This window comes from Afipia birgiae 34632, from assembly GCF_000308295.2.
Lineage (GTDB): Bacteria > Pseudomonadota > Alphaproteobacteria > Rhizobiales > Xanthobacteraceae > Afipia > Afipia birgiae.
On the sequence record NZ_HG326654.1, the window covers coordinates 546077 to 572131 of the forward strand.

Consider the following 26055-nt stretch of genomic DNA (forward strand, 5'->3'; position numbering starts at 1 on the left):
TGATGTGGTGGTACCTTTCCGATCTCTCCCGCTTCAAGCAGGAGCGATTGGCGGTGGAGGCTCTGGCCGCCAACAGTGCATGGATGACGCCGCTTGAAACGCGGCTGGACGATGAAAAACGGCTGATCCTTGACGTGGATATCAAGGTCGGAACGCGTACCTTCCCGGTTTTTCTGCGTTACCCTGCAAACTTTCCGCACACGCCGCCCTCGGTGTATCCGCGCGGCGATGAATCGCTGTGGTCCAATCATCAGTTTGGTCCGGGCGGTGAACTCTGTCTCGAACACGGACCGGACACGTGGACGAGCGATACGGCCGGCGCGCGGGTTCTGGAGAGCGCGCACCGGTTGCTATCCAAGGAAAATCCGCCAAGCGGAAAGCCGCAGGCGGTACCCTCGCGGCACGAAGTGTCGGTGGGACAGCGATTCCGGACCACACATTCACGTCTTTTTCTAACCCGCGATCAGAGCGGCTTCCTTGCGGGGGTGCCTGTCCGCACCAAACTGAGCGCAAAAGTGTTGTTAGAATTTCGATCAGAATGCACCGTCTATTTCATCGATAAGGTGGATATGCCGGACGGCGAGCCTTGGCACAGCGCCGAAATACCGCGAACGCTTTCGGGGGAAAGCTTCGATAGATCGGCGAGTATTCTGAGAATTCACGAGCAATCCGCCCTGCCGCCATCTGCCGATATTACGGAATTCAAAGCCGCCGCGATAGCGCTTGGTTTCGAGGGGACCGAACCGACGGTCATCATCCTGAAAGGCACCAGCGTCCACACGTACGTTGTTCTTGATACCGCGGTGCTGGCGGTAACGACAATGCCGCTCGAACCGGAGGCACAGCGCCTAGACGAGGCACATGCGGCGCTGAAATCGAAGAGCGTCGCCATCGTCGGCTGCGGATCGGTCGGGAGTAAAATCGCGACGATGCTCGCGAGATCTGGCGTGTCTGATTTTTATCTGATCGATGACGATCTGCTTTTGCCAGGCAATCTTGTGCGCCATGACCTCGACTGGCGTGACATCGGAATGCACAAGGCCGACGCAGTCGCGCAGAAAATAAAGAACGTCAATCCGGCTGCACAGGTTCTCGTGCGCAGGATCCGCATGGCGGGCCAGGAATCGAGCGGCAGTGCGGATGCTGCCATGTCATCCCTTACAATCCGCGATCTGATCGTCGATGCAACTGCGAACGCCAACGTTTTCAATCTGGCCTCGGCTCTGGCGGTTTCTGCGCGCAAACCGATGGTGTGGGCCTTGGTATATGGCGGCGGGTTCGGCGGACTGGTCGCCCGGTATCGGCCGGAGATCGAGCCGCCACCTCCCATAATGCGGCGGGCGATCGAAAATTGGTTCGCGGAAAAAAACTACAAACCGAAGGTGGTCACGCGTGACTACGCCACCGGCGGCGACGGTCCTCCGCTTATCGCGGACGATGCCGATGTTACGAGTATCGCCGCGCCAGCGGCGCGAATGGTTATCGATACGCTGATCGGCCGCGATCCAAGTCATTTTCCCTTTTCGGCCTATGTTGTCGGATTGGCACAAGAGGCTGGCTTGTTCACGCAGTGACCTGACCGGGCTTTTTTGGACCAAGCTTTGTGAGAAACTGAGCTTGGAAAGGAGCTTTGGTCATGCCGAAGAAGAGGTTTAATGCGGAGCAGATCGTGGTGCTGCTGCGCCAGATTGAAGTATTGATGTCGCAGGGCAAGGCAGCGCCGGTGGCCTGTCGGGAAGCCGGAATTTCGCAGCAGAGTTATTATCGCTGGCGGAAGGAATACGGTGGCCTTGAGCTCGATCAGGCGAAGCGGATGAAGGATCTGGAGCGGGAGAATGTCCGCCTCAAGCGTCTCGTCGCCGATGTGTCGCTTGAGAAGCAGGTGCTCAAGGACGTTGCCTCGGGAAACTTATAAGCCCTGAGCGGCGACGGCAGGCGGTGGAGGGCATTCGAGGGAAGTATGGTCTCTCGGAACGCCAAGCCTGCCGGATCGTCGGCCAGCACCGCGGAACACAGCGATACACCACCATCGTTCGATCTGATGAGGATGCGTTGACGAGAGCGATTATCTCTCTTGCGTCCCAATATGGGCGATATGGCTATCGTCGGATCACGTCGCTGCTGGTCGATGCCGGCTGGCAGGTCGGGTGTGATCGGGTCCAGCGGATCTGGCGCCGTGAGGGGCTAAAAGTACCCAGCAAACAGCGACCGCGCGGCCGGCTGTGGCTCAACGACGGATCCTGCATCCGTTTGCGGCCGCAGCATCGTAACCATGTCTGGAGCTACGACTTCGTCGAGGCGCAGACCCATGATGGCCGTAAGCTCCGGCTCATGACGCTGATCGACGAGTTTACCAGGGAATGCCTGGCGATCAGGGTTGCACGTCGCATCAACAGCTTCGGCGTCATCGACACCATGGCCGATGTGATGCTTGCTAAAGGCGTCCCTGAGCACATCCGGTCGGACAACGGCGCGGAGATGACGGCCAAGATCGTGCGCAGCTGGTTCGGAAAGCTCGGAGCAAAGACGCTCTACATTGCGCCCGGCAGCCCATGGGAAAACGGCTACTGCGAGTCCTTCAACGGCAAACTGCGCGACGAATGCCTGAACGGTGAAATCTTTTACAGCCTAAAGGAGGCTACCGTCGTCATCGAGCAATGGCGCAAGCACTTCAACACGATCCGACCGCACTCATCTCTGAGCTACCGGCCGCCGGCACCGCAAACATCGGCGCCGACACTGCAGCATCTGGATCGGAGCGCAGCGATGCAGTAGTCTCTATCCAGCTGGTCCAAAATATCCGTCAGGTCATTGTGTCGCACGCAGGCGCGATCCGTGCGGGAATCGACGCTTCATCACCGTCGTCATACGGCACGAGGGTCAGACCCTGAAGATCGGAAGGGAGCTTGAGGCCCGCGACGCGCGGATGGACAAGAATGGTGCGGTAGCGCGACAGTTTTCCCATGAAGAGCCCGAGCTCGAACAGCACGTTGTCCCGCAATGTGGGCGCGCGCTGGCCACGGGATTCCGAAATATCGTCCGGCTCGGCGATAGCGACGGCAAAATCCGACTCGCTCACCTGCTTTTCCAGGGCTTCCAGCGGATAGCCACCGGCAAAGAACACGCCGTCATCCCAGACCGTACTGAACACATCCTTTTCAAGTCCGGCACGCAGGCTATGCGCCACCAGCCTCGCCTCGGATGACGAGATGATAAAGAGCTTCGGCGCTTCGTTGGGCGGGTAGATGGTCTTGTTGCGTTGATGGAGCCTGCGGGAAAGTTCTTGCGTAATGGGTAGCCATAGATCGGGAAATGCAGCGCCAATTTTCAGGAACGCCGCGCTCGACAGCTTGAGAACGACCATTTTTTCAAGCGCGGTCACTGTCGCAGAGCGCGGCAGCGAAGGCTCGATTGCTGCCATCTCGCCGACGTGCTCGCCAGCCGTGCGCGTGGCGATCTGGGCGCCATTGATGACAATGGCCACGGCGCCTGACAGCAAAAAGTAGATATCGGTGTCGGAGGCATGCTGGATGATGAGATTCATGCCCGAGTCGAATTCGAGAAGTTCACCGCCGTCTGCAATGGCCTCTGCGAGCTCGGAATCATTTCCCACCAGGGTCTGACGCCGCAGGACCGTGACAAGTCGCTGCCGATTCTCGGGTCCTTCGAACCTCTGCTTCACCGTAATTCCCAAGTTTAATTTTGAAATAGTTCGAACTGATAATGAAAGCAGATTTTCTTTATCGGCCATTCACTTCAATTTGCAAACTTTCAATATTAGTCGTCGACTCGATAATTCAGCCACCGAAGCGCAGTTGAGACGGAAATTTGTCGCCCTTCTGGCCAGCACTCAGTGCGATCGAACCGGTCTCTGGCCCAACTCCTCTGAAAACGGGAATATTTTGTGAGAGGCTCGGAGAATACCGGCCGATTTCAGTCGGGTTGGCAGAAAATCGGTCCCTGCAGAGAATGCCCTAGCGCGAAAAGCCCGCCATTGGCGGCCCTTTCTCTTAACTAACAGAGAAATTCTCTCAATCGCGCACTGGATGGCTGGGGCGGGAGGATTCGAACCTCCGCATGGGGGAATCAAAATCCCCTGCCTTACCACTTGGCGACGCCCCAATAGCGCCGAACGGACTGCGGCAGGATCGGACCTGAGCCGCTTCGCGCCGTTCATTGTCGGAAGGTGGCGGGCGGATTTCCTTTGCGGAAGTCATGAGCCGCACCGATTCACCGTGGCAGCGCAGGTCTTAGAGCATTTTCCGGCAAAGTGGAAACCCCGGTTTTAGGTTACAAAATGCGGCCAAACGCAGCCATTTTCCACCAAATCCCACCGTAGCACCGCTGGTAGCCGCACTCCGGGAGCTCAAGCAGCAAGCCGCCGGGCGCACCCCGGCAGAAACGACATTTCCTTAAAGGGAAGAGCCGCCATGCGCCTGCGAAAATCGGCCTGTGCCGCAGTTGAGAGCCGGCCGTTTTCATGGGAAGACAAGGGGTGTCAGGCGGACCGCACAAGACCTGCCGACGCGAGGAAAACAGACCACCGAACAATGAGTTGCGCGCGCTCCTCCCGCTCCCGGCCAATGGCCATACTGCGGAACGAGCGCCGCCCGAAGGCCCTGCCCGAACAGCGAGATCATGCCATGACCTACCGCGCGCCGATCAACGACATGCTCCTCTCCCTCAATCACGGCGCCGGCCTTTTGGCAGCCGTCGAGGCAGGACATTATAATGGCTACGATCCGGAGTTCTCCGCCGCGGTGATCGAGGAAGCCGGCAAGTTCGCGACCGACGTGCTTGAGCCGCTGAATCAGACCGGCGATCGCGAAGGCATCAAGCTCACCGACAAGGGCGTCGTCACCGCCACCGGCTGGCCCGATGCCTACAAGCGCTGGTGCGACGGCGGCTGGAATGCGGTGTCCGGCTCCGAGGAATTCGGCGGACAGGGTCTTCCACTCGCCGTGCATTCCGCCGTCAACGAAATCTGGAGCGCGTCGAACCTCGCGTTCGGCCTCTGCCCGCTGCTGACCTTGAGCGCGATCGACGCGCTCGATGCCCACGGCAGCGAGGAACTGAAAAAGATCTATCTCGAAAAACTTATCTCAGGCGAATGGCCCGGCACCATGCAGCTCACCGAGCCGCAGGCCGGCACCGACGTCGGCGCGCTGCGCACGCGGGCAGAAAAGCATGCCGACGGCAGCTATCGCCTGTTCGGCACCAAGATCTTCATCACCTACGGCGACCACGACATGAGCGATAACATCGTTCATTTCATTCTGGCGCGCCTGCCCGGCTCGCCTCCCGGCAGCAAGGGCATCACGCTGTTCCTGGCGCCGAAATATCTGGTCAATGCCGACGGCTCGCTCGGAGCGCGCAACGACATCTACGCCAGTGGCATCGAGCACAAGCTCGGCATCCATGCTTCGCCGACCTGCACCATGACCATGGGCGACAAGGGCGGCACCATCGCCTGGCTCGTCGGCAAGGAAAACGGCGGCATGGCCGCAATGTTCACCATGATGAATCAGGCCCGCCTCGGCGTCGGCCTGCAGGGCGTCGGTCTCGCCGACCGCGCCTATCAGCGCGCGCTGGCATATGCGCAGGAACGCAAGCAGGGCAAGGCGCTGGGCAGCAAGGGCGACGGCTCCGATCCGATCATCATGTATCCGGACGTGAAGCGTAACCTGATGCTGATGCGCGGCATGACGGCGGCTGCACGCACCATCTGCTACGCGACGGCCGTGGCTATCGACGTGTCGCATCGCGCCGCCGATCCAAAGGTGAAGGCGAAGGCGGCCGCGCGCGGCGCACTGCTGACGCCGATGGCGAAGGCCTTTTCCACCGACATCGGCAACGAGGTTGCGGCCATCGGCGTGCAGGTGCACGGCGGCATGGGCTTCATGGAAGAAACCGGCGCCGCGCAATACGTGCGCGACGCGCGCATTCTCACCATTTATGAAGGCACCAACGGCGTTCAGGCCAACGACCTCCTGATGCGCAAGCTCGGCATGGCCGGCGGCGAAGCGGTGTGGGATCTGCTCGGAGAATTGTCAGCGATCGTCAAGAAGGTCGAAGCATCCAACGATCCCGCCTTCGGCACCACCGGCGAAAAGTTGCGTGATGCGATTGCGTCGGTGGAGCGCACCAGCAAGTGGCTGCTGGAAAAGATCGCAAGCTCGCCGGCAGAAGCGCTGGCGGGCGCGACTCCTTATCTGCGGATGTTCTCGACCACGCTCGGCGGCTGCATGCTGGCGAACGAAGCGCTGGCGGCTCGCACCGACGAGGCGCTGCAGAACGATGCACAGCGTTACGTCACGCTGGCGCGGTTTTTCGCGGAGAACGTCACCGTGCAGTCCGGCGCGCTGGAACGCACAGTCATGGACAGCGCCAGTGCGGTCACCGGCGCGGACGCTGTTCTGGTAGCGTAGCCGAAGCTACCTGCCTGACGTCAACAACGCTGGTCCGCGCAGCAGCGGGTCTTCTGCCTGCGCGACCATCGCGTTGAGGATATCCGCGGCCGGTTGCTGCGCATGAACGAGATCGACAGCTTCCCCGGCGATGACGGCCGCCACGCGCACATCGCCTGCGTCACGTGCGGCGGCGTAGCTTGCTTTCTGCTGTTCGGCCACGGCGGCGGCGAGTTTACCGCCGCTCACCATACCCATCGGGGCCAGCAGGACGGGCGCGGAAATTCCGAGCTTTTCGGTTAGAACTGTCTGAATAGCCATGTCTCGCCCCCTCGCGCACGGTCTTGATACGACCAGATCGCTTTGCCCCTCATCACTTTCGAAGATCGAAGTGAAACACCTTCGAGATAATCTGCCAGCGCCCGTCGAGATGGACGAAGGTCAGAAAATCCGTGAAGTGCTTCGGCCCGATGGCGCATTCGGCGTGAACGAACGCCGTGACCGGTCCTGCAAATTCGATCGACACAATCCTGTCCGCGCGCGGCGCGTTGCTGCTCGCAGGCGCCGGCCGTTTGTCCACAATCGGGAAATACTGCGCCATGTTCAGGTAGGTCAGCGTGCCTTCCGTCGCACAGGCATAGAGCGCGTCAGGATGAAACACTTGTCCCAGCAGGGACGTATCGCTTCGATAAAGTCCGTCGAAATAATTCGACATCGCGGCCGTCACTTCGGCAAAACGCTGGTCCATCGATCCCCCTGAATTCGACACATCGCTCCAAACCGCACGCGTCACGCCAGCGGCTTCAACCCCGCCTCGATTTCCTTGCGGCGATGTTCGAGGAACGGCGGCAGCGCCAGCTTCTCGCCGAGCATCTCCATCGCCTCGTCGGTGGAGAAACCCGGCCCGTCAGTCGCGATTTCGAACAGGATCCCGTTGGGCTCGCGGAAATACAGACTGCGGAAATAAAAGCGGTCGATCTCGCCGCTGGAATGAACGCCGAACTCGGACAGCCGCGCCGTCCAGGCGTGATACTGCTCTTCATTGGGCGTGCGGAAAGCGACGTGATGCACGCCGCCCGCGCCCTGACGCGACGCCGGCAGATCCCTTTGTTCAAGCACGTGCAATTCTGCCGCAGGCCCGCCCTCGCCCATCGAAAACACCTCGATGCGATGCTCGCCGTCGGGTGAGGCGTAATCGCGTACGCGCTTCATGTTCATGACATCGGTCAGCACGCGCGCGGTGCGCGCGAGATCCGGCACATTCAGCACGATCGGCCCGAGCCCGCGGATCTGGTGCTCCGCCGGGACCGGACTTTTCTCCCAGGGATGCGCCTCGCCGTGACCGCCGTCATCGACCAGCACCAGCCGCTGGCCCTCCGGGTCCTCGAACGGCAGCGTGAGGCGGCCATCGACCTCGGTCACCTTGCCGACATGGGCGCCGAGCTTGATGAGGCGGTCCTGCCAGAATCCCAGCGTCTTTTCGCCGTTGACCCGCAAACCGGTGCGCGACACGCTGCGGGTGCCCCGATGTTCCCGCGCCGCAGGCCAGTCGAAGAAGGTCAGATCCGTGCCCGGGTTGGCTTTGCCGTCCGCATAAAACAGGTGGTAGGCGCTGACATCGTCCTGATTGACGGTCTTTTTGACCAGCCGCATGCCCAGCACGCCGGTATAAAATGCCAGATTGCCCTTGGCATGCGCCGAAATCGCCGTCAGATGATGGATGCCGGTCAGTTGCATGGCTGTGTCCCTTCACGACGTTGGGGCGGAAATCGATTGGCCATTATTCCTGTTCTGGCCAATGATGTAGGATGAACAAACAGGCGGCGCCAGCCATGCTGCAGCGCATTGCCCATTCAGGGAACGACCATGACCGACCACGTAATTGTCACCGACGAGGACAGCGCGCGCATCATCACCATGCGGCGGCCGGACAAAAAGAACGCGCTGACGCAGGGCATGTACACGACGATGGCCGACGCGATCAAATCCGCGCAATCCGATCCGGACATCCGCAGCATCGTGATCTCCGGCGGCTCCGGCGTATTCACCGCTGGCAACGACCTTGAAGATTTCGCCAGGGCCAACACGTCGAACAGTGACGCCGACCGCCCGATGGCGGCGACGCAGTTTCTCAAGGCGCTCGCCTACAACGAGAAGCCGCTGATCGGCGCGGTCGACGGCATCGCCGTCGGCGTCGGCACCACGATGCTGTTTCACTGCGACTACGTTCTCGCCAGCACCACCGCGACATTCTCGACGCCGTTCATTCATCTCGGTCTGGTGCCGGAGGCTGCTTCCAGCCTGCTGGCGCCGCACGTGATGGGACATCAGCGCGCCTTCTCGATGCTGGTGATGGGCCGGACCGTCACGGCGGACGAAGCCCGCGAGGCCGGTTTCGTCAATGTCATTGTCGCGCCCGGACATACCGAAGTCGAGGCGCGCAAGATCGCGCGCGAAATCGGCTCACTGCCGAAGGATGCGGTGGCGCTGACCCGCAAGCTGCTCAAGCCCGCACGGGAAGACGTGCTGCGCAGGATGGACGAGGAATCGCATCATTTCGGCGAACGGCTGAAATCGGATGAGGCGCGCAACGCATTCAGCGCGTTTTTCGCCCGGAAGAAGAAGGCCTGAGCGCTCATTATCGCGTATAATCGACGCTCGAAATCCGGATGGAACGTCATGCCCGGCACCCGGGTCTGGCCTACGGCCAGCCCTGGGTACAGGCCTTGTGCCGGGCATCCACGTCTTTTATCCATGGATGTCCGATGGCTAACCGGGAGCGGAACTGCTTCGATCGAAGCCGCCAGACGCTTTCACAGCGAAAGAACAGCGTTCCATGCCAACACTCTATTATCACACCTCCACTGGCCTGAACCATGTGACCGCCCCCGGCCATCCCGAACGGCCGGATCGCCTGCGCGCCATCGAGGAAGGATTGTCAGCCGAACCCTTCAAGACGCTGGTGCGGGTTGACGCGCCGGTGGCCGATCTCGACGTGGTCGCGCTGTGCCACAGCAACGAATACATCGACGAGTTGCGGCACATTTCCCCGAAAGAAGGAATGATCTATCTCGACGGCGACACCTCAATGTCGCCGGGCACGCTGGAAGCGGCATTGCGCGCCACCGGCGGCGCCGTCGCGGCTGTCGATGCGGTGATGAAGAACAAGCGGACCAATGCTTTTGTCGGGACTCGCCCGCCGGGGCATCACGCCGAAACCTCGCGGCCGATGGGCTTCTGCTTCTTCGACAGCGCCGCGATCGCCGCGCGTTACGCGCAACGCAAGTACGGCATCACGCGCGCATGCGTGGTCGATTTCGATGTTCATCACGGCAACGGCAGCCAGGAAATCTTCTGGTCCGATCCGAGCGTGATGTATGCCTCCACCCATCAGATGCCGCTATTTCCCGGCACCGGCAGCATGCAGGAGCGCGGCGATCAGGACACCGTTGTCAACGCGCCGCTCCGCGCCGGCAACGGCAGCCGCGAATTCCGCGAAGCCTTCGACCTTGCTATTCTCCCACGGCTGGAAGCCTTCGAGCCCGAACTGATCGTGATTTCGGCGGGCTTCGATGCGCACTGGCGCGATCCGCTCGGCAGCCTCGAACTGCGCGAAGAAGACTTCGCATGGGTTACGCGCAAGCTGATGGAGATCGCCGACAGGTCCGCCGAGGGGCGGATCGTCTCCGTGCTGGAAGGCGGTTACGATCTGCAGGGTCTGCGGGATTCGGTCGCCGTTCACGTCGCCGCGCTGATGAACAACTAGCATTGATTTCGTCATTGCGAGGAGCACTTGCGACGAAGCAATCCGGTCTTGCTGTTGCTCTGGATTGCTTCGCTTCGCTCGCAATGACGAGGCGGCCCTCTTCCCCCACCGCCGCAAATCGCGCTAGATTACCGCCACATTGCGCCCGCAAATCCTTTCTAGATTCCGCAGCGCTATCACCGATTCAGGAATCGCAACTCGGAAAACGACCATGGCCGACACTCCCCATGCGGACGTCAAGAAACTCAGCTTCGAGCGCGCAATCGAGGAGTTGGAGACGATCGTGAAGCGCCTCGAGGACGGCAAGGTGCCGCTCGAGGAATCGGTTGCGATCTACGAGCGCGGCGAAAGCCTCAAGCGCCGTTGCGAAGAACTGCTGCGCCAAGCCGAGGCGCGCGTCGACAAGATCACCACCGACGCGTCAGGTCAGGCCGCCGGCACCGAGCCGCTCGACGTTCAGTAAGCTCGCATAGCAACGAGCTGTCGCTCGTTCGCACAATCTCGCTCCGGTCGTCCCCGCCAACGGGTCCGGCGGGGACCCACACTTCCTGTAGTTGGTTTTTATCGACCATATAGAGCATCTGTTTTTGACAGGTGGCACGGCGGTTAAGGGTCCCCGCCTTCGCAGGGACGACATCGCGGATATGGGGAACCATCGGCGGCACAATTTCGAGCCTTAACGGCTATTTGCCGCCCCCCAATGCCCAAAAAGTGAGACTTTTCGCGTCCGCCTAACGGATTGGCATTGTTTTGGAATTGGTATAAGTCACGGGTCCGTTTCGGACCTTTCTGGGCTTTTTGCATGCCAGGCCGGGCGCCCCAAAATCATTGCGGATAAATTGAAGTGTCAAATTCGAGCAAGACTCCTCTCCTCGACGCTGCGCCGACGCCCGACCTGCTGCGCAAGCTCAAGCCCGAGCAACTGCGCCAGTTCGCCGACGAATTGCGAACCGAGACCATCGACGCGGTCTCGGTGACCGGCGGACATTTCGGCGCAGGCCTCGGTGTCGTCGAACTGACCACCGCGCTTCACTACGTCTTCAACACGCCGGCCGACCGCATCATCTGGGACGTCGGCCATCAGGCCTATCCGCACAAGATTCTCACCGGCCGCCGCGATCGCATCCGCACGCTGCGCACCGGCGGCGGCCTCTCCGGCTTCACCAAGCGCGCCGAGAGCGAATACGATCCGTTCGGCGCTGCCCACTCCTCGACGTCCATTTCCGCCGGCCTCGGCATGGCGGTGGCGCGCGATCTCACCGGCGGCAAGAACAACGTGATTGCCGTGATCGGCGACGGATCGATGTCCGCCGGCATGGCCTATGAAGCGATGAACAATGCCGGCGCGATGCATTCGCGCCTGATCGTCATCCTCAACGACAACGACATGTCGATCGCGCCGCCGGTCGGCGCGATGTCGGCTTATCTGGCGCGGCTGCTGTCGAGCCAGACCTATGCGTCGGCGCGTGAGGTGCTGAAGAATCTTGCGCACAAATTGCCGAAGTTCTTCGAAGACCGTGCATTGCGCGCCGAAGAATACGCGCGCGGCATGGTGACCGGCGGCACGCTGTTCGAAGAACTCGGTTTCTTCTATGTCGGCCCGATCGACGGCCACAACCTCGATCATCTTCTTCCGGTGCTACAGAATGTGCGCGATGCCGAAACGGGGCCGATCCTCGTTCACGTCGTGACCCAGAAGGGCAAGGGCTACGGTCCGGCCGAGGCCGCCGCCGACAAGTATCATGCCGTTGCGAAGTTCGATGTCGCCACCGGCACGCAGGCCAAGGCGAAATCCAACGCACCAGCCTACACCAACGTGTTCGGGCAGAGCCTGATCAAGGAAGCGCAGAAAGACGACAAAATCGTCGCCATCACCGCGGCGATGCCGGGCGGCACCGGCGTCGACATGTTCGCCAAGGTTTTCCCCGAGCGCACTTTCGATGTCGGCATCGCCGAGCAGCATGCGGTGACGTTCGCGGCAGGCCTTGCCACCGAGGGCTTCAAGCCGTTCTGCGCGATTTATTCGACATTCCTGCAGCGTGGTTACGATCAGGTCGTGCATGACGTGGCGATCCAGCACCTCCCGGTGCGTTTCGCCATCGACCGCGCCGGCCTCGTCGGTGCCGACGGCCCGACCCATGCCGGTTCGTTCGACAATGCCTATCTCGGCTGCCTCCCCGGCTTTGTCATCATGGCGGCAGCGGACGAAGCCGATCTCGTTCACATGGTCGCAACGCAAGTTGCGATCGATGACGCGCCGAGCGCCCTGCGTTATCCGCGCGGCGAAGGCCGCGGCGTCGATATGCCGGAAGTTGGCGTGCCGCTGCCGATCGGCAAGGGCCGCATCATGCGTCAGGGCTCCAAGGTCGCGCTGCTGTCCTTCGGTGCGCGGCTCGGCGAATGTCTCAAGGCCGCCGATGAACTCGACACGCATGGCCTTTCGACCACCGTCGCCGATGCGCGTTTCATGAAGCCGCTCGATCTCGACATGATCCTCAAGCTGGCGCGCGAGCACGACGTGCTGATTACGATCGAAGAAGGCTCGATCGGTGGCTTCGGCACCCATGTGCTGCAGGCGCTGGCCGATCATGGCGCGCTCGATGGCCGCGTGCGCGTGCGCAATCTCGTGCTGCCGGATACCTACATCGATCACGACTCGCCGGCGGCGATGTATGCGCAGGCGGGGCTTGATGCCAAGGGCATCGTCGCCAAGGTGTTCGAGGCGCTTGGCAAGGACAAGGCATCCGAGACGGTGAAGCTGGCCTGATCTCAAGTAAGCCGTCATCCTGAGGCGCCGCAGCGAAGCGGGGGCTTCGAAGGGCGACGGCGAATCCAGAGTAAATCCATCATCCCTCGCGGCTCGCAAGAGCTCGCACCTCAGGATGACGGCACAAAGGCGGTTGGGATATGACCTCACGCAAGCGCGCGGACCTTCTGCTGGTTGAGCGCGGCTTGTTTGAAAGCCGCGCCCGCGCGCAGGCGGCCATCGAGGCGGGTCTTGTCATCGCCAATGGCAAGCCGGTTCTGAAACCGTCGGAAACCATCGCGACGGACGCCGAGATTGTTGCCGAGCCCGCCCATCCATGGGTGTCGCGCGGCGGCGTCAAGCTTAGCGGCGCGCTGGAGCAATACCCGATCGACCTTGAGGATCACGTCTGCGTCGATGTCGGCGCATCGACCGGCGGCTTCACGGAGGTGCTGCTCGCCAATGGCGCCAGCCTCGTCTACGCCATCGATGTCGGGCGCGGGCAACTGCATCCGAGCCTGCAGGGGAATCCAAAAATTGTTTCAATGGAAGAAACCGATATCCGATCACTTGCCGGCAGACGCCTCGAGATCCGGCCCGATGTCTTGGTGATCGATGTCAGCTTCATTTCGCTGAAGCTTGTCCTGCCTGCGGTATTGCCGATCGCGGCCGCGCCGACGCATCTTCTGGCGCTGATCAAGCCGCAGTTCGAGGCCGAGCGAAAGCACTCCAAGAAGGGCATCATTCGCGACGAAGCGGTGCATCGCGCGGTGTGCGACGATATCGCAACTTTTGCGGAATCGCTGGGCTGCACCGACATCAAGATCTTTCCGTCCTCGATTACGGGCGGCGACGGCAACGCCGAGTTCTTCCTCGGCGCGCGGCGCGGCTAGACATCATGACTGAACGCTTCACCATCGATCATGTCGGTCACTTCGGCGACGGCGTTGCGCTTGCTGACGGCGCAAGCATCTACGTGCCCTATGCGCTCGGCGGCGAAACCGTCGATGTGCTGCCCTCCCCCGGACATCCGGACCGCCGTGCGCTCGCGCATGTCGTTACGCCAAGCCCCCAGCGCATCGATCCGTTCTGCCCGCATTTCGGCACCTGCGGCGGCTGCGCGATCCAGCACTGGCGGCCCGAAGCCTACCGGACATGGAAGCGGCAGCTTGTGATCGACACGCTGCAGCACGCCGGAATCGACTGCGAGGTCGGCGAACTGATCGACGCGCACGGCACCGGACGCCGCCGCATGACGCTGCATGCACGGCAAAGCCAGCAGGGCATCCTGCGCGTCGGATTCGCAGCCGCAGGACGCCACGAGATCATCGCCATCGATCATTGCCCGATCCTCGATCCGGCGATGCACGGTGCAATCGAAGCCGCGAACGAGATCGCGGAACTGCTGAGACCGGTGAGCAAGCCGCTGGATATCCAGGTCACCGCAGCCGATAACGGCCTCGATGTCGATGTGCGCGGGTCCGGTCCGCTCGGCACGGCGCTGCTGACGTCCCTGTCGAAGCTCGCCGAGAAACATAATCTCGCGCGGCTGACACGTCACGGCGAGCTGGTCATCATGCGCAAGCCCCCGGTGGTGCGCGTCGGCAAGGCGCAGGTCACGCTGCCGCCGGGCTCGTTCATGCAGCCGACGGCTTTGGGTGAAACAACGTTGGCCGAACTCGCTTTCGCGCGGGCCAAGGGCGCAAAACATATCGCCGACCTGTTTTGTGGGTTCGGTCCGTTCGCATTTCGCCTCGCGGAAAAATTCAAGGTGTCGGCGTTCGACAGCGATGCGGTCGCGGTGACTGCGTTGCAGAACGCTGTCAAGCTGACGCAGGGCCTCAAGCCGATCAAGGCGGAGGCGCGCGACCTGTTTCGCCGCCCGCTGATGCCGCAGGAATTGCGCGATTATGATGGCGTGGTGTTCGATCCGCCGCGTCAGGGCGCACAGGCGCAGTCGCAGCAATTGGCCGCCAGCAGGATTGCGCTGGTGGTTGCAGTGTCCTGCAATCCGGCGACCTTCGCGCGCGACGCCCGCATTCTGATCGACGGCGGGTTCAAGATCGACAGCATCACGCCGGTCGATCAGTTCCGCCACACGCCGCATGTGGAACTGGTGGCGCGGTTCAGAAGGTGACTTGACGCCGGATATCTCCATAGGTCGTCCCGGCGAAGGCCGGGACCTATCATCCCTGTCAGTGCATTTTGAAAAAAGACCCGCAGCGACATCGCCTCAACGGGAGATTTGTGGTTATGGGTCCCGGCCTTCGCCGGGACGACGCGGTGTCTTTCACTCACTCTCTGCTTTGATCAAGGCGTCTATCTTCCCCAGCGCTCCTGCCAGATCTTCTCGCCGATCAGGCATGAGACGCGCGGCTCGCGGGTCGCGGCCGGCACGACGCGCGGCTCGGGCACCCGATGCGCGACTTCGAGCACCAGTTTGGTCCGGATCGCTTCCTTGAACTTCTCCCTGGTCTTGATCGGCACCACGAACGAACCCGCACCGCCGATCACACAGTCCTCGTAATAGATGTCGAGATTCTCGATATCCATCGTCGCGTAGTTGGTTTCCTTGGACATGATCGGCAGGCCGTTGATGGTGATGCCCTTGGCCAGCGCGGCATCACGCGCCACCGTCACCGGCTCGCCGTTGTTGTTCGGTCCGTCGCCCGAAATGTCGATCACCCGGCGCAGCCCCTGATATTCGTTGGCTTCGAACAGCGGCATGGCGAAATTGATCGCGCCCGAGATCGAGGTGCGCGAGGCGCGGCGTAGCGGCGCTTTGAGGATTTCCTCGGCCAGCGCGCCGGCCGATTCCGGGCCGTCGATCACGCGCCATGGCACGACGATCTTCTGGTCGTTCGCCGCCGCCCATTCGAAATACGTCACCGCGACCTTGCCGGTCGGTCCGGTCTTCAGCGCCTGCAAAAATTCCTTGGAGGTGACCGCAAGCGCATAGCCTTCGCGTTGAAGCGCCAGTTCGTCCATGTCCATGGAATAGGAGACGTCGACCGCGAGGATCAGTTCGACATCGACCTTGGCCTCAGTTGCGGCCGGCACGGGCGAAGGCGTTGTGGCCGGTGCCGCCACGCCGGGGACATCCCCGCCGGCGATCACCCCCGCCACAAGCACTGCTCCGATCGAGACACACCAGCGCATGGCGGACCTCCCGTCGTTCAGGTCGTCATGGTGGCACGGCCGACCCGAACCGGAAAGCTGGAACCCGGAACCGCGCCCTGCTGTACACAGCAACCCCATTCACGGCCTTTTTCGGGGCCGGCTGCCTGATCCGGAGGCATTTACCAACATTTCACGGAATTTATTTACGTTTGCCGAGCGGACGGCCCGTCTGGAAGACAGGCCGCCGACTGGAAATTGCCAACACCGCCACGCCTTCTCAGGCGTCGAAATCATTTCGACGGCCAAGCGCCAGCGTTTGGATTTGTCCCGAGTTTTCTTGAACGGGTCAGAAGGACCTTAAAAGGACCGTTTCATGCTTTCCCGGCTCTCCATTAGAACCAAGCTTATCGCCCTCGTCTCCATCCTGCTCGTTGCTCTCACCGCCATGGGCCTTTTCGCCATCGTGGAAATGCGGTCCATCAATGCTTCCGCGCAGGTCATCAAAAATAGCTGGCTGCCGAGCGTTCGCCTGGTCGGCGAATTGCGCACCCAGTCGGCGCGCTACCGGGCGGTGCTGCGGGACTACCTGACCGAGCCGGACGAGAAATTCATGGCCGACATCCAGCGCAATCTCGATGCCCGCGCCAAGGATTACGACACCGCGAACAAGGCCTATGAGCCGCTGATTTCCTCGCCGCAGGAAGCCGCCCTTTACAAGGAATTGTCGGCGACCTGGAAGACCTTCCGCGAAGCCGCCGACGAAGTCATCGCCCATGCCCGCAAGCGCGAAACCGCGCAGGCCCGGGCCGTCAATGCCCAGCGCGCGACCATCGCCGGCCGCAGCATGGATGCCGTGCTGACCAAGCTCGTCGAGCTGAACGACAACGGCGCCGCGGCTTCCGGTCAGAAGGCCGAGAACGCCTATGACGCGGCGTTCCGCATCGTCCTCGTGGCTCTGGTCGCAATGGTGCTGGCCGGGCTTTGCGCCGCCGTGCTGATCGTGCGCGATGTCGCCCGCGGGATCGGCTCGGTCCTGACCCCGATGCGCGCCCTGGCCACCGGCGATCTCACCACAGAGGTTCCCCATCAGGGCGAGAGCACCGAGATCGGCCAGATCGCCGATACCGTGCAGGTGTTCAAGGACGCCATGATCGCCAAGAAGGCTGCCGACGAAGCCGCCGCCGCCGAAGCCGGCGTCAAGATGCGCCGCGCCGAAATGCTGGACAAGGCCACCGGCAACTTCGAAGGCATGATCGGCGAACTGATCAGTTCGCTCTCGTCGGCCTCCACCGAAATGGAAGCCACCGCCAGCACCCTGACCAACGCCGCCGATAATACCCGACAGCTCTCCAGCGCCGCGGCCGACGCCTCGCATGATGTATCGGAAAGCATCCAGTCCACCGCCACCGCTACCGAGGAAATCACCTCCTCGGTCAAGGAAATCGGCCGCCAGGTGCTCGAATCCAGCCGCGTCGCCCAGGTCGCCGTCCAGCAGGCCGAGAAGACCGACTCCAGCATCGCCGAGCTGTCGCAGGCCGCCAACCGCATCGGCGACGTTGTGAAACTCATCACCGCCATCGCCGATCAGACCAACCTGCTTGCGCTCAACGCCACCATCGAGGCCGCACGCGCAGGCGAAGCTGGCCGCGGCTTCGCGGTGGTCGCCTCCGAGGTCAAGGCGCTGGCGGCCCAGACCGCCAAGGCTACCGACGAGATCACCGCGCAGATTTCCGACATGCAGATCGCCACCGGCGATTCCGTGGTCACGATCAAGGAGATCAGCGCCACCATCAACCTGATGTCGGAAATCTCATCGACGATCGCGGCGGCAGTGGAAGAACAGGGCGCCGCGACGCAGGAAATCGCACGCAACGTGCAACAGGCCGCCGAGCTCAGCATGCGCGTCGCGACCAACATCACCGACGTGGATCGCAGCAACGGCGAGACCGGTGCGGCTTCGGCGCAGGTGCTCTCCGCAGCACAGTCGCTGTCGAAGGAAAGCAATCACCTGCAGATGGAAGTGCGCAACTTCCTCACGACGATCCGCGCCGCCTGACGCGATTCGCCTAGCGAACATTTTCGAAGCCGGCGGCGCGAAAGCATCGCCGGCTTTTTGCTGCTTCAGGAAGACTCATGCGCATTCCGCAGAGTGGATCGGCAAAAACATAACGAACAAACGCAGCTTCTGCGCATCGACGCCGGTAAAATTTTACGAACATTTCACTCAAAATGTCGAAAGTGCGGCCGTTATGTCGTTGCGAAAATGCTTCGGCGTTTGATCGTTACCACTGACTCGCATCGTCAAGTCCTGCCGCCTTCGCAACGGGTTAGAAGAACCCAAAGGATAACCAGCCAATGCTCTCGAAGCTTTCGATCCGTAACAAAATCATCATCGTACTCGCGGTTCTGCTCGTCGCGATGTCCGGCATGGGCCTCTTCGCCATCCGCCAGATGCAGGCCATTAACGCCAACGCCGTCGACATTCAGACCAACTGGATGCCCAGCGTTCGCGTCCTTGGCGAACTGCGCGCCGGCGTCATCACCTACCGCAACGTGATCCGCGAGCACATGCTGTCGGAACTGATTGAAGAGAAGCTGGCGCAGGAAAAGACCCTGGAAACTGTGGTCGAGAACAACCAGAAGGTCCGGCTGGCCTATGAGAAAATGATCACGTCGCCGGAAGAGCGCGCGCTGTATGCCGAGTGGACGCAGGTATGGGATGAATACAGGAAGGGCACGCTGGAAGTCATGGCCCTGTCGCGCAAGGCGGCCGGCAAAATGCCAACCGAGGCGCATGACCTGAACACGATCACGGTCAACCTGATCGGCATCAAGGCCGACAACATTCTGAAGAAGGACATCGACCTCAACAACAAGGGCGCCGACACCGCCGGTCTGGAAGCGACAAACAACTACAACACAGCGTTTATGACGGTGGCGATCATGCTCGGCGCCGCTATCCTGATCGGTGTTCTTGTCGGCTTCTACCTCGTGCGCGACGTGTCGCGCGGCATCGCCTCGATCGTGACGCCGATGAAGGCGCTCGGCGAAGGCGACCTCTCCGCCAACGTGCCGCATCAGGGCGAGAAGACCGAAATCGGGACCATGGCCGACACGTTGCAGGTCTTCAAGGAAGCCCTGATCGCCAAGAAGGCTGCCGACGAGGCAGCCGCAGCCGATGCCGACGCCAAGATCGCGCGCGGCCAGCGGGTCGACAGCATCACCCGCGACTTCGAAAAGCTGATCGGCGAACTGGTTGGTTCGCTGTCCTCGTCCTCGACCGAACTCGAAGCTGCCGCGAACACGCTGACTTCCACCGCCGAAATCACCGGCAAGACCTCCGGTGAAGCCGCTGCCGCATCGCAGGAAGTCTCCAGCAACGTCCAGTCGGTCGCCGTCGCCACCGAGGAAATCACCTCCTCCGTTGGCGAGATCGGCCGTCAGGTCCAGGAATCCAGCCGCATCGCCTCTGAGGCCGTGCGTCAGGCCCAGAAGACCGACACCAGCATCACCGAACTGTCGCAGGCTGCCGCCCGCATCGGCGACGTGGTCAAGCTGATCACAGCAGTGGCCGAGCAGACCAACCTGCTCGCGCTCAACGCCACCATCGAGGCGGCGCGCGCCGGCGAGGCCGGCCGTGGCTTCGCGGTGGTTGCTTCTGAGGTCAAGGCTCTCGCCGCCCAGACCGCCAAGGCCACCGACGAAATCAGCGCCCAGGTCGCAGGCATGCAGACCGCAACGCAGGAATCGGTTTCGACCATCAAGGAGATCGGCAAGACCATCACCCTGATTTCCGAAATCTCGTCGACCATCGCGGCGGCGGTAGAGGAACAGGGCGCGGCGACGCAGGAAATCGCGCGCAACGTCCAGCAGGCCGCGTCGCTGAGCGGCGAGGTCGCCACCAGCATCACCGACGTCAGCCGGGGTGCGGGCGAAACCGGGGCCGCCTCCGGTCAGGTTCTCTCCGCAGCGCAGATGCTGTCCACCGACAGCAACCGCCTCAAGATCGAGGTCGAGAAATTCCTCACCAACGTGCGCGCTGCCTAAGCGCTCACAAAACGAGCACTCGAAATCGGCGGCCATCACGGCCGCCGATTTTTTTTGGGGGACGATGGCTTGCCGAACCGTCGGCGCTAGTTTGGGCTGGACTCTGGCTGCTGCGATCCGCTCAAAGCAGGCATCTCGTCCGCCAGACCGTACACACGCTCGGCGGCAGAAAATCCTGCCACCGAGAACAGGCCGAGGTCGGTCCATCCCGCATCGACATGGCTGGCGAATTCGGTGGATGCCAGCACGGTGCGGTTGAGGCGTCCGGCGATCTTCTCGATGCGGGCGGCCAGATTCACCGCCGGCCCGATGCAGGTGAAATCGAGACGGTCGCCGCCGCCGATATTGCCGTACAGCACCTTGCCGACATGCAGCGCCAGCCCGAAGCGGAAGTCATTGAGGGTTTCGCGTTCATAGGCGTAGGACATCGCCGCCACACTGGCGCGGCATGCGCGGGCAGCTTCCAGCGCACGCCGGCAAACCGTTTCCGTATCGCCTTCCTTGTCGTTGATCGGAAACACCGCAAGCAGGCCGTCGCCCATGAACTTCAGGACTTCCCCGCCATGGTCCAGGATCGCCGGCACCTGACAGTCGAAGTAGGTGTTGAGCACATCGACCACGGCTTCGGACGACAGCCGGTCCGACAGCGGCGTGAAGCCGCGCAAATCCGAAAGCCAGATCGCGGCCTGCATGGACTCGGTATGGCCGCGGCGGATCTGTCCGGCGAGAATGCGTGCTCCCGCCCGCGCCCCGACATAATTGTCGAGCAGGCCGGCCGCCGTCCGGCGCAGCAGCCAGATCTCGATCATGCGCGTCAGGACCGGCATCAGCGAGCGCATGCCGTCGATCTGGGCATCGCTGAAGCCCTCGGCGTGCTTCGTCATCCAGCTCGACGCATGAGTTTCGCCGTCGGACATGTGAAGCGGGAGCGCGATGTAATCAGTCGCGCCGCCGGCGCGCATCTCTGCGAAAAACGGCGAGTTGCCGACCTTCTCGTCGAGCAACCGGCGCCGCACTTCCAGTCCCTGCTCGAACACTGTGGCAAGCGGACTAGAGAGGTAGTCGTCGGACTCCTCGGATCCGTAGGCCATACTGCCCATGGTCACGCCGGAGCCGCGACGCCAGATGAAATTGCGGCCGACCATGTTGGGATGGAGCGTGGTGACGAACACGCCGACGCGTGACAAGGGTATTCCGCAATCGACCATGCGTTCGCATGTCTCGATCATGAATTCATCGACGCGCCTTGCCGACTGCGCTCCGTTGATCAGCCAGTCCGCGACGCTCTGAAGGTTTACAGCCTGCATAGGGCCCGTTTTGCGACGACAGGCGGTGTCCGGTCAAGATCAGTGAGTCCGCGTTCACCACAGATCGCGATAATTCCGGAACTTCTTCAGTGTTGCGTCATAACGGACCGGCTGTAGCCACCGCAGGGCCACCTTCATGACCGGATTCACCATCGGCGAGACATGACGCACATAGAGATCGATCGGGTCAAGCTGATGTCCGAAGTGGAGCTTCGGATCGTAATTGAGGCTGCTGCTGCGGATCCATTTGAATCGGCGCTCGATTGCCCATGTCGTCACGTCCCGGACCATGTAGTGATAGAGGTGCAGATCGAGCGCGACGGCATAATCGAAGCCCAGATATTCGGAGAACAACTGGTCCCCCTGAATCATGTACATGCCAAAGGCGGCCAGCCTGTTGCCCCTGTGCCAGAGCAGAAAGCGGACCTTGTCCTTCATTCGCACGCTTAACTGGCGGAAGTAGTCCTTGGTGAGCTTTTCGAAGTGGAGCTTCGAGCGTTCGTACACTTGCAGATAGAGCGGGTAAATTTCATCGATCAGACCGGTGACGTCATCCGTGACGCTCATACGAATGCGCTCGCCCGCCGTTGCCCTGAGATTCTTGCGGAGGTGCCGGCGTGCGTTGCCGCTCAAGGCCGTCGAGATGTAGGCATCGAAGCTGTCATAGTCGATGTTGAGCTTCGTCATCGGCATGAACGGGGCGCGGGCAAATCCGGCCCTCACAAAGCATTCGAGGGCTTCACGGTAACAGGCCGGAAACTCTTTCAGAACGATGAGATCCGCGCCGAGCGCCCGCGCATGTTTGACGATATCGCGCGACAGCAATTCCGCAGTGGCTGTGGCTGGCAGGTCGTCGGCACAGGCAAGATGTCCTTCACCTGCGGAACACCCCACCATCAAGGTTCGCAGCTTGAGAAAGCGCGGATACACGCGGCGGACGAGCGACACCCAGCGCACATAGACAGGTGTGACGCCTTCGACGATATCCTGATCGATCAGGAAGAACGGCTGGACCGCCCGGATCCGGCCGCCGCCGTCGCGGATCGCAAAGTAGCGGTACTCGAAATTGTCAGGTAGCGCATCCTCGACGATCTCGTAATAGCGATGATCCTTTCGCTCGCCCGCGAACATGGATCGCCACACCGCGCAGGACTCCAGTCCGGCGCGGGTCACGACCTCGACCGAGAACGAAACTTGCGACGAGCCGATCCTGCTCGCAGTAATGGTGTCGCGTCCGGATTCAGACCCGGCCACTGTCAGCGTCAGCTGCAGACATACACTTGTCGCCAGCGCCATCCATAGCGGGTGGGAACCCGCATGGTCTGGTAGCAATCGTCATACGGATAACCGGCGTAGTAATAGTTGTCGTAATAGTACGGCGCGCCGAAGCCGACCGCGAAGAAATTCCGGAAATGGCGGTGATGGTGGAAATGCCCGCCGTGGAATCTCCCGCCGTGCCATCCACCGTGCCAACCGCCAGCGCCGGACATGGCCGCAACCCGGGCGCCGCTAAATCCGCCGCCCATGCGCATTCCACCGCCCTGCACAGCCGCGAAGCTGCCTCCACGGAAACCCCCGCCGGATATCGCCCCGCCTCGGAATCCGCCGCCACCGCCGTGGAAACCGCCGCCGTGGAATCCCCCGCCGCCACCGCCATGGAACCCGCCGCCGCCGTGACCACCTCCGCCGCCGCCGTGACCACCTCCGCCGCCACGCGCGAACGCATCAACAGGAGACAACGCAGCAAGCGCCGCGAGCGTCGCAACACCGATCATGAATTTTCTGAACATGGCTCACTCCTCCCGGATGAGCCCCCGCATTGTCATAACGCCGCTCACCCGGGTTTATTTCCCCGGAGCTTGGCCCGCACGAAGTTGTGTTCGGAAAGAGCCGGACTACGCACCAACCTGCCCGCGGCGGTCACCTGACGCCAGCCGCATACCACGATGGCAGCTCGACCTGAACGGCACTTTCTCCTCAATTTTAGTCTTCGTCCCTACCGGCTGTTCATCAGCGTCTGGCTTAGCTGGCCGGATGACCATTGCCCTTCGCCGCGAGCATCTGATGCTTAGCTGGCCGGATGACCATTGCCCTTCGCCGCGAGCATCTGACCCGCCCGAACACCTCGTTCGGACCGTTTCGCTTTCTCGAAGCCCTGCCGTGGCTGGTGCTCGCCGCCGCCATGCGTGTCCTCGCCTATGGCGGGGGCCCGGTCGCATTGCCCGCGATCATCGTGGCGAACATCTCCGTTTTGCTCGCATTCGTGCTGGTGGCACAGCGGTCGATTGAGCTCGCAGACGGTCAAACCGGCCTCGGCGCGCTGACCTTCCTTGAACAGTTCAAGTTGTCGCGCGGCGTCCTCGGCCGGATCATTTTGCTGATGCTGGCTGCAGCGACCGCCGTTCTCTTCGCCGGATACAAAACATTCGCACCGAACATGATGCTCGGCGTCGACGGCATGGCATTCGACCAGTTCACGGTGATCGGTAAATTTTGGAGCGCCACGGTAGCCGCCCTGGTGCTGCTGATGATCGTCGGCGCGGACGCGAACAACGGCGCCGTCAGCTTCTTCTCCGCGGTGAAAGAACTGGGACGACGTTTTGTCTGGATCGGCGCCACTATTGTTATACTTGGCGCAATCTATATCGGACTAGGCTTCGTCCAGGGACTGGTGCGCCATGCGATCTGGATTTACGGGCAATCGGCGCCGCACGGCCACTTCGTCAAAAACCTTATCTTCTTCGTGTTTATCTTCAGCTTCGCGATGTTGCGGCTGTGGATTACCCTGCTCGTCCTGACGTACGGACTGAAGCAATCCTATCGAGACAATTAGCTGCCGACCTGTCCGCGATGACGCAGCAGGTGATCGGCGATCACGCAGGCCATCATCGCCTCGCCCACCGGCACCGCGCGGATGCCGACACAGGGATCGTGGCGGCCCTTGGTCATGATGTCGGTGTCCGCACCGGACTTGTCGATGGTGCGGCGAGGCGTCAGGATCGACGATGTCGGCTTCACGGCAAAGCGCGCCACCACCGGCTGCCCGGTCGAGATGCCGCCGAGAATGCCGCCGGCATGGTTGGACAGAAACACCGGACCGTTATTGCCCATGCGCATCTCGTCGGCGTTGTCCTCGCCGTGCAGTTCGGCCGCGCCAAAGCCGGCGCCGATCTCGACGCCCTTCACCGCGTTGATGCTCATCAGCGCCAGCGCGAGATCGCTGTCGAGCTTGCCATAGATTGGAGCGCCCAGTCCGGCCGGCACGCCCTCGGCAACAACCTCGATCACCGCGCCGATGGATGAACCACGCTTGCGGATGTCGTCGAGATACTCAGCGAAGAATTCGGCCTTGGCCTTGTCGGGACAGAAAAATGGATTGCGGCCGACCTCATCCCAATCCCATGCCGCGCGATCGACCTTGTGCGGACCCATCTGCACCAGCGCACCGCGCACCTTCACGTCGGGCATGATCTTGCGCGCAACGGCACCAGCCGCGACACGCGCCGCGGTCTCGCGCGCTGATGAGCGCCCTCCGCCGCGATAGTCGCGCAGGCCGTACTTCGCCTCATAGGTGAAGTCGGCGTGCCCCGGACGAAACTTGTCCTTGATCTCGGAATAGTCCTTCGAGCGCTGGTCGGTGTTCTCGATCATCAGCGCGATCGGCGTGCCGGTGGTGACCTGGCCCTTGTCGGTGTCCATCACGCCGGACAGGATTTTGACCTGATCGGCTTCCTGCCGCTGGGTCGTGAACCGCGACTGGCCGGGCCGGCGGCGATCAAGATCCAGTTGAATCTCTTCAACCGTCAGCGGGATCTGCGGCGGGCAGCCGTCGACCACGCAGCCCAGCGCAGGCCCATGGCTTTCGCCGAAGGTCGTGACGCGAAACATGTGGCCGAAGGTGTTGAAGGACATAGGAAAATACCCGATGGGCCGCTGGGGCCCTATTCGCGACAATTGACGTAAAGTCGTAACGCGCGGCCCCGTTAGGGTCAAATGCGAGGCGCTTAAAGTGTCACGTTAAGGAAGCATTAACTATGTTTCGTGACCTGCCCGCCCGCAAAAACATAGACCACGCCCTGCTCGACGGTCAGCTCCGCCGCGCCGACCGGCGTCTCGACATCGAGCGCCACCAGCAGCGCCCGCATCGAGCCGCCATGGGACACCGCCACCGTGTCCTGAATCAGCGAGTCGTACCAGTCACGCATGCGGATGGTGACCGAGGCATAGCTCTCGCCGCCCGGCGGCGGCACGCCCCACTTGTCGATCTGGCGCTCCGCGAAGACCTCGGGATGCGACAACTCCATCTGCGGCAAGGTCGAGCCTTCCCAGTGGCCGTAGCCGATCTCGCGCAGCCGATCGTCGAGTTCATAGTCATGCGGCGGCACGCCGAGCGCGGCGCGCAGCAACTCCATCGTGTTGCGCGCGCGGCCGAGCGGTGACGACACGAACGGCATCTTCGCCGGGATATGGGAGTCGCGCGCGAGGATATCGACCAGCAGCTCGCCGGAGCGGATCGCCTGCTCCTTGCCCAGATCGTTCAGCGGAATGTCCTGCGTGCCCTGAAAGCGGCCCGCGGCATTCCATTCGGTCTGGCCGTGACGGACGAAGTAAACGGTGGGAGATGGCATGGAATGAAAGCCCTGAATTCAAGCCGTCATTGCG

General features: G+C 61.9%; 22 protein-coding genes and 1 tRNA gene. 12 read left to right on the plus strand and 11 right to left on the minus strand.

Annotation, left to right across the window (positions count from 1 at the left end; genetic code table 11):
- Positions 1–2 precede the first annotated feature (2 nt).
- A complete protein-coding gene (locus tag BN32_RS21275; RefSeq protein ID WP_040427166.1) occupies positions 3–1574 on the plus strand; it encodes a ThiF family adenylyltransferase in 1572 nt (523 codons plus the stop codon).
- Between the two features lie 62 nt (positions 1575–1636).
- A protein-coding gene (locus tag BN32_RS21285; protein ID WP_156946953.1) for an IS3 family transposase occupies positions 1637–2775 on the plus strand; the annotation gives its coding sequence in 2 pieces (ribosomal slippage) (positions 1637–1901 and positions 1901–2775; 1140 coding nt in all).
- 28 nt (positions 2776–2803) lie between these two features.
- Here BN32_RS21285 and BN32_RS21290 read toward each other — a convergent pair.
- Both BN32_RS21290 and BN32_RS21295 read right to left on the minus strand, forming a co-directional pair.
- Complete coding sequence (locus BN32_RS21290; RefSeq protein ID WP_082773558.1) at positions 2804–3751, minus strand: TIR domain-containing protein; 948 nt, start codon at positions 3749–3751, stop codon at positions 2804–2806.
- Between the two features lie 296 nt (positions 3752–4047).
- A tRNA-Gln gene (locus tag BN32_RS21295) sits at positions 4048–4122 on the minus strand.
- Between the two features lie 521 nt (positions 4123–4643).
- Between BN32_RS21295 and BN32_RS21300 the strand changes: the two genes are divergently transcribed.
- Positions 4644–6428: an acyl-CoA dehydrogenase family protein gene (locus BN32_RS21300; protein WP_040427408.1), complete on the plus strand. Its 1785-nt coding sequence runs from the start codon at positions 4644–4646 to the stop codon at positions 6426–6428.
- A gap of 6 nt (positions 6429–6434) precedes the next feature.
- Here BN32_RS21300 and BN32_RS21305 read toward each other — a convergent pair whose 3' ends face one another.
- The 3 genes from BN32_RS21305 to BN32_RS21315 are packed head-to-tail and all read right to left on the minus strand — an operon-like array spanning position 6435 to position 8144.
- Positions 6435–6728, minus strand: coding sequence for a hypothetical protein (locus tag BN32_RS21305; RefSeq protein ID WP_152343855.1), 294 nt, complete (start codon positions 6726–6728; stop codon positions 6435–6437).
- Between the two features lie 52 nt (positions 6729–6780).
- A complete protein-coding gene (locus BN32_RS21310; RefSeq protein WP_019195984.1) occupies positions 6781–7155 on the minus strand; it encodes a nuclear transport factor 2 family protein in 375 nt (124 codons plus the stop codon).
- A gap of 41 nt (positions 7156–7196) precedes the next feature.
- Positions 7197–8144: a ring-cleaving dioxygenase gene (locus tag BN32_RS21315; protein ID WP_019195983.1), complete on the minus strand. Its 948-nt coding sequence runs from the start codon at positions 8142–8144 to the stop codon at positions 7197–7199.
- 129 nt (positions 8145–8273) lie between these two features.
- On the opposite strand from BN32_RS21315, the gene BN32_RS21320 reads away from it, so the two are divergent.
- The 6 genes from BN32_RS21320 to BN32_RS21345 all read left to right on the plus strand — a co-directional run bounded on the left by BN32_RS21320 (position 8274) and on the right by BN32_RS21345 (position 15056).
- The gene (locus BN32_RS21320; protein WP_019195982.1) at positions 8274–9038 is read left to right on the plus strand and encodes a crotonase/enoyl-CoA hydratase family protein; all 765 of its coding nucleotides are present in this window, start codon (positions 8274–8276) and stop codon (positions 9036–9038) included.
- Positions 9039–9243: 205 nt separating this feature from the next.
- On the plus strand, positions 9244–10173 hold the full coding sequence (locus BN32_RS21325) for a histone deacetylase family protein (RefSeq protein ID WP_019195981.1): 930 nt from the start codon (positions 9244–9246) through the stop codon (positions 10171–10173).
- Between the two features lie 211 nt (positions 10174–10384).
- Positions 10385–10636, plus strand: a complete 252-nt coding sequence (locus BN32_RS21330) for an exodeoxyribonuclease VII small subunit (protein WP_019195980.1) — start codon at positions 10385–10387, stop codon at positions 10634–10636.
- A gap of 381 nt (positions 10637–11017) precedes the next feature.
- Entirely contained in the window at positions 11018–12940 is a 1923-nt protein-coding gene (gene dxs / locus BN32_RS21335) for a 1-deoxy-D-xylulose-5-phosphate synthase (RefSeq protein ID WP_040427168.1), read from the plus strand.
- Between the two features lie 140 nt (positions 12941–13080).
- Positions 13081–13812, plus strand: coding sequence for a TlyA family RNA methyltransferase (locus BN32_RS21340; protein ID WP_019195978.1), 732 nt, complete (start codon positions 13081–13083; stop codon positions 13810–13812).
- Between the two features lie 5 nt (positions 13813–13817).
- Positions 13818–15056: a class I SAM-dependent RNA methyltransferase gene (locus BN32_RS21345; RefSeq protein ID WP_019195977.1), complete on the plus strand. Its 1239-nt coding sequence runs from the start codon at positions 13818–13820 to the stop codon at positions 15054–15056.
- A gap of 182 nt (positions 15057–15238) precedes the next feature.
- Here the strand turns inward: BN32_RS21345 and BN32_RS21350 are convergent, their stop codons facing one another.
- Positions 15239–16078, minus strand: a complete 840-nt coding sequence (locus BN32_RS21350; RefSeq protein WP_019195976.1) for a DUF1194 domain-containing protein — start codon at positions 16076–16078, stop codon at positions 15239–15241.
- Positions 16079–16412: 334 nt separating this feature from the next.
- Here BN32_RS21350 and BN32_RS21355 point away from each other — a divergent pair, with 334 nt between their 5' ends.
- The gene (locus BN32_RS21355; RefSeq protein WP_019195975.1) at positions 16413–18095 is read left to right on the plus strand and encodes a methyl-accepting chemotaxis protein; all 1683 of its coding nucleotides are present in this window, start codon (positions 16413–16415) and stop codon (positions 18093–18095) included.
- A 299-nt stretch (positions 18096–18394) separates the two neighbouring features.
- Complete coding sequence (locus BN32_RS21360; RefSeq protein WP_019195974.1) at positions 18395–20086, plus strand: methyl-accepting chemotaxis protein; 1692 nt, start codon at positions 18395–18397, stop codon at positions 20084–20086.
- 86 nt (positions 20087–20172) lie between these two features.
- Here BN32_RS21360 and BN32_RS21365 read toward each other — a convergent pair whose 3' ends face one another.
- Genes BN32_RS21365 through BN32_RS27160 form a run of 3 tightly spaced genes read right to left on the minus strand, consistent with a single transcriptional unit; the run spans position 20173 to position 23183 of the window.
- The gene (locus tag BN32_RS21365) at positions 20173–21393 is read right to left on the minus strand and encodes an adenylate/guanylate cyclase domain-containing protein (protein ID WP_019195973.1); all 1221 of its coding nucleotides are present in this window, start codon (positions 21391–21393) and stop codon (positions 20173–20175) included.
- 54 nt (positions 21394–21447) lie between these two features.
- Positions 21448–22689, minus strand: coding sequence for a GNAT family N-acetyltransferase (locus BN32_RS21370; RefSeq protein WP_019195972.1), 1242 nt, complete (start codon positions 22687–22689; stop codon positions 21448–21450).
- Positions 22656–23183, minus strand: a complete 528-nt coding sequence (locus BN32_RS27160) for a hypothetical protein (RefSeq protein ID WP_019195971.1) — start codon at positions 23181–23183, stop codon at positions 22656–22658. Before BN32_RS27160 ends, BN32_RS21370 begins: the two co-directional genes overlap by 34 nt.
- Positions 23184–23473: 290 nt before the next feature.
- On the opposite strand from BN32_RS27160, the gene BN32_RS21380 reads away from it, so the two are divergent.
- Positions 23474–24226, plus strand: a complete 753-nt coding sequence (locus tag BN32_RS21380; protein WP_019195970.1) for a hypothetical protein — start codon at positions 23474–23476, stop codon at positions 24224–24226.
- Here the strand turns inward: BN32_RS21380 and aroC are convergent.
- Both aroC and BN32_RS21390 read right to left on the minus strand, forming a co-directional pair.
- A complete protein-coding gene (gene aroC, locus BN32_RS21385; protein ID WP_019195969.1) occupies positions 24223–25305 on the minus strand; it encodes a chorismate synthase in 1083 nt (360 codons plus the stop codon). The genes BN32_RS21380 and aroC overlap by 4 nt on opposite strands.
- 116 nt (positions 25306–25421) lie before the next feature.
- Positions 25422–26021, minus strand: a complete 600-nt coding sequence (locus BN32_RS21390; RefSeq protein ID WP_019195968.1) for a histidine phosphatase family protein — start codon at positions 26019–26021, stop codon at positions 25422–25424.
- Positions 26022–26055: the final 34 nt, after the last annotated feature.

Bases quoted from the DNA above. Each gene is read 5' to 3' on its own strand.
- BN32_RS21275 (WP_040427166.1), top strand. From the start codon at position 3: ATGTGGTGGTACCTTTCCGATCTCTCCCGCTTCAAGCAGGAGCGATTG.
- BN32_RS21290 (WP_082773558.1), bottom strand. From the start codon at position 3,751: ATGGCCGATAAAGAAAATCTGCTTTCATTATCAGTTCGAACTATTTCA.
- BN32_RS21300 (WP_040427408.1), top strand. From the start codon at position 4,644: ATGACCTACCGCGCGCCGATCAACGACATGCTCCTCTCCCTCAATCAC.
- BN32_RS21305 (WP_152343855.1), bottom strand. From the start codon at position 6,728: ATGGCTATTCAGACAGTTCTAACCGAAAAGCTCGGAATTTCCGCGCCC.
- BN32_RS21310 (WP_019195984.1), bottom strand. From the start codon at position 7,155: ATGGACCAGCGTTTTGCCGAAGTGACGGCCGCGATGTCGAATTATTTC.
- BN32_RS21315 (WP_019195983.1), bottom strand. From the start codon at position 8,144: ATGCAACTGACCGGCATCCATCATCTGACGGCGATTTCGGCGCATGCC.
- BN32_RS21320 (WP_019195982.1), top strand. From the start codon at position 8,274: ATGACCGACCACGTAATTGTCACCGACGAGGACAGCGCGCGCATCATC.
- BN32_RS21325 (WP_019195981.1), top strand. From the start codon at position 9,244: ATGCCAACACTCTATTATCACACCTCCACTGGCCTGAACCATGTGACC.
- BN32_RS21330 (WP_019195980.1), top strand. From the start codon at position 10,385: ATGGCCGACACTCCCCATGCGGACGTCAAGAAACTCAGCTTCGAGCGC.
- BN32_RS21340 (WP_019195978.1), top strand. From the start codon at position 13,081: ATGACCTCACGCAAGCGCGCGGACCTTCTGCTGGTTGAGCGCGGCTTG.
- BN32_RS21345 (WP_019195977.1), top strand. From the start codon at position 13,818: ATGACTGAACGCTTCACCATCGATCATGTCGGTCACTTCGGCGACGGC.
- BN32_RS21350 (WP_019195976.1), bottom strand. From the start codon at position 16,078: ATGCGCTGGTGTGTCTCGATCGGAGCAGTGCTTGTGGCGGGGGTGATC.
- BN32_RS21355 (WP_019195975.1), top strand. From the start codon at position 16,413: ATGCTTTCCCGGCTCTCCATTAGAACCAAGCTTATCGCCCTCGTCTCC.
- BN32_RS21360 (WP_019195974.1), top strand. From the start codon at position 18,395: ATGCTCTCGAAGCTTTCGATCCGTAACAAAATCATCATCGTACTCGCG.
- BN32_RS21365 (WP_019195973.1), bottom strand. From the start codon at position 21,393: ATGCAGGCTGTAAACCTTCAGAGCGTCGCGGACTGGCTGATCAACGGA.
- BN32_RS21370 (WP_019195972.1), bottom strand. From the start codon at position 22,689: ATGGCGCTGGCGACAAGTGTATGTCTGCAGCTGACGCTGACAGTGGCC.
- BN32_RS27160 (WP_019195971.1), bottom strand. From the start codon at position 23,183: ATGTTCAGAAAATTCATGATCGGTGTTGCGACGCTCGCGGCGCTTGCT.
- BN32_RS21380 (WP_019195970.1), top strand. From the start codon at position 23,474: ATGACCATTGCCCTTCGCCGCGAGCATCTGACCCGCCCGAACACCTCG.
- aroC (WP_019195969.1), bottom strand. From the start codon at position 25,305: ATGTCCTTCAACACCTTCGGCCACATGTTTCGCGTCACGACCTTCGGC.
- BN32_RS21390 (WP_019195968.1), bottom strand. From the start codon at position 26,021: ATGCCATCTCCCACCGTTTACTTCGTCCGTCACGGCCAGACCGAATGG.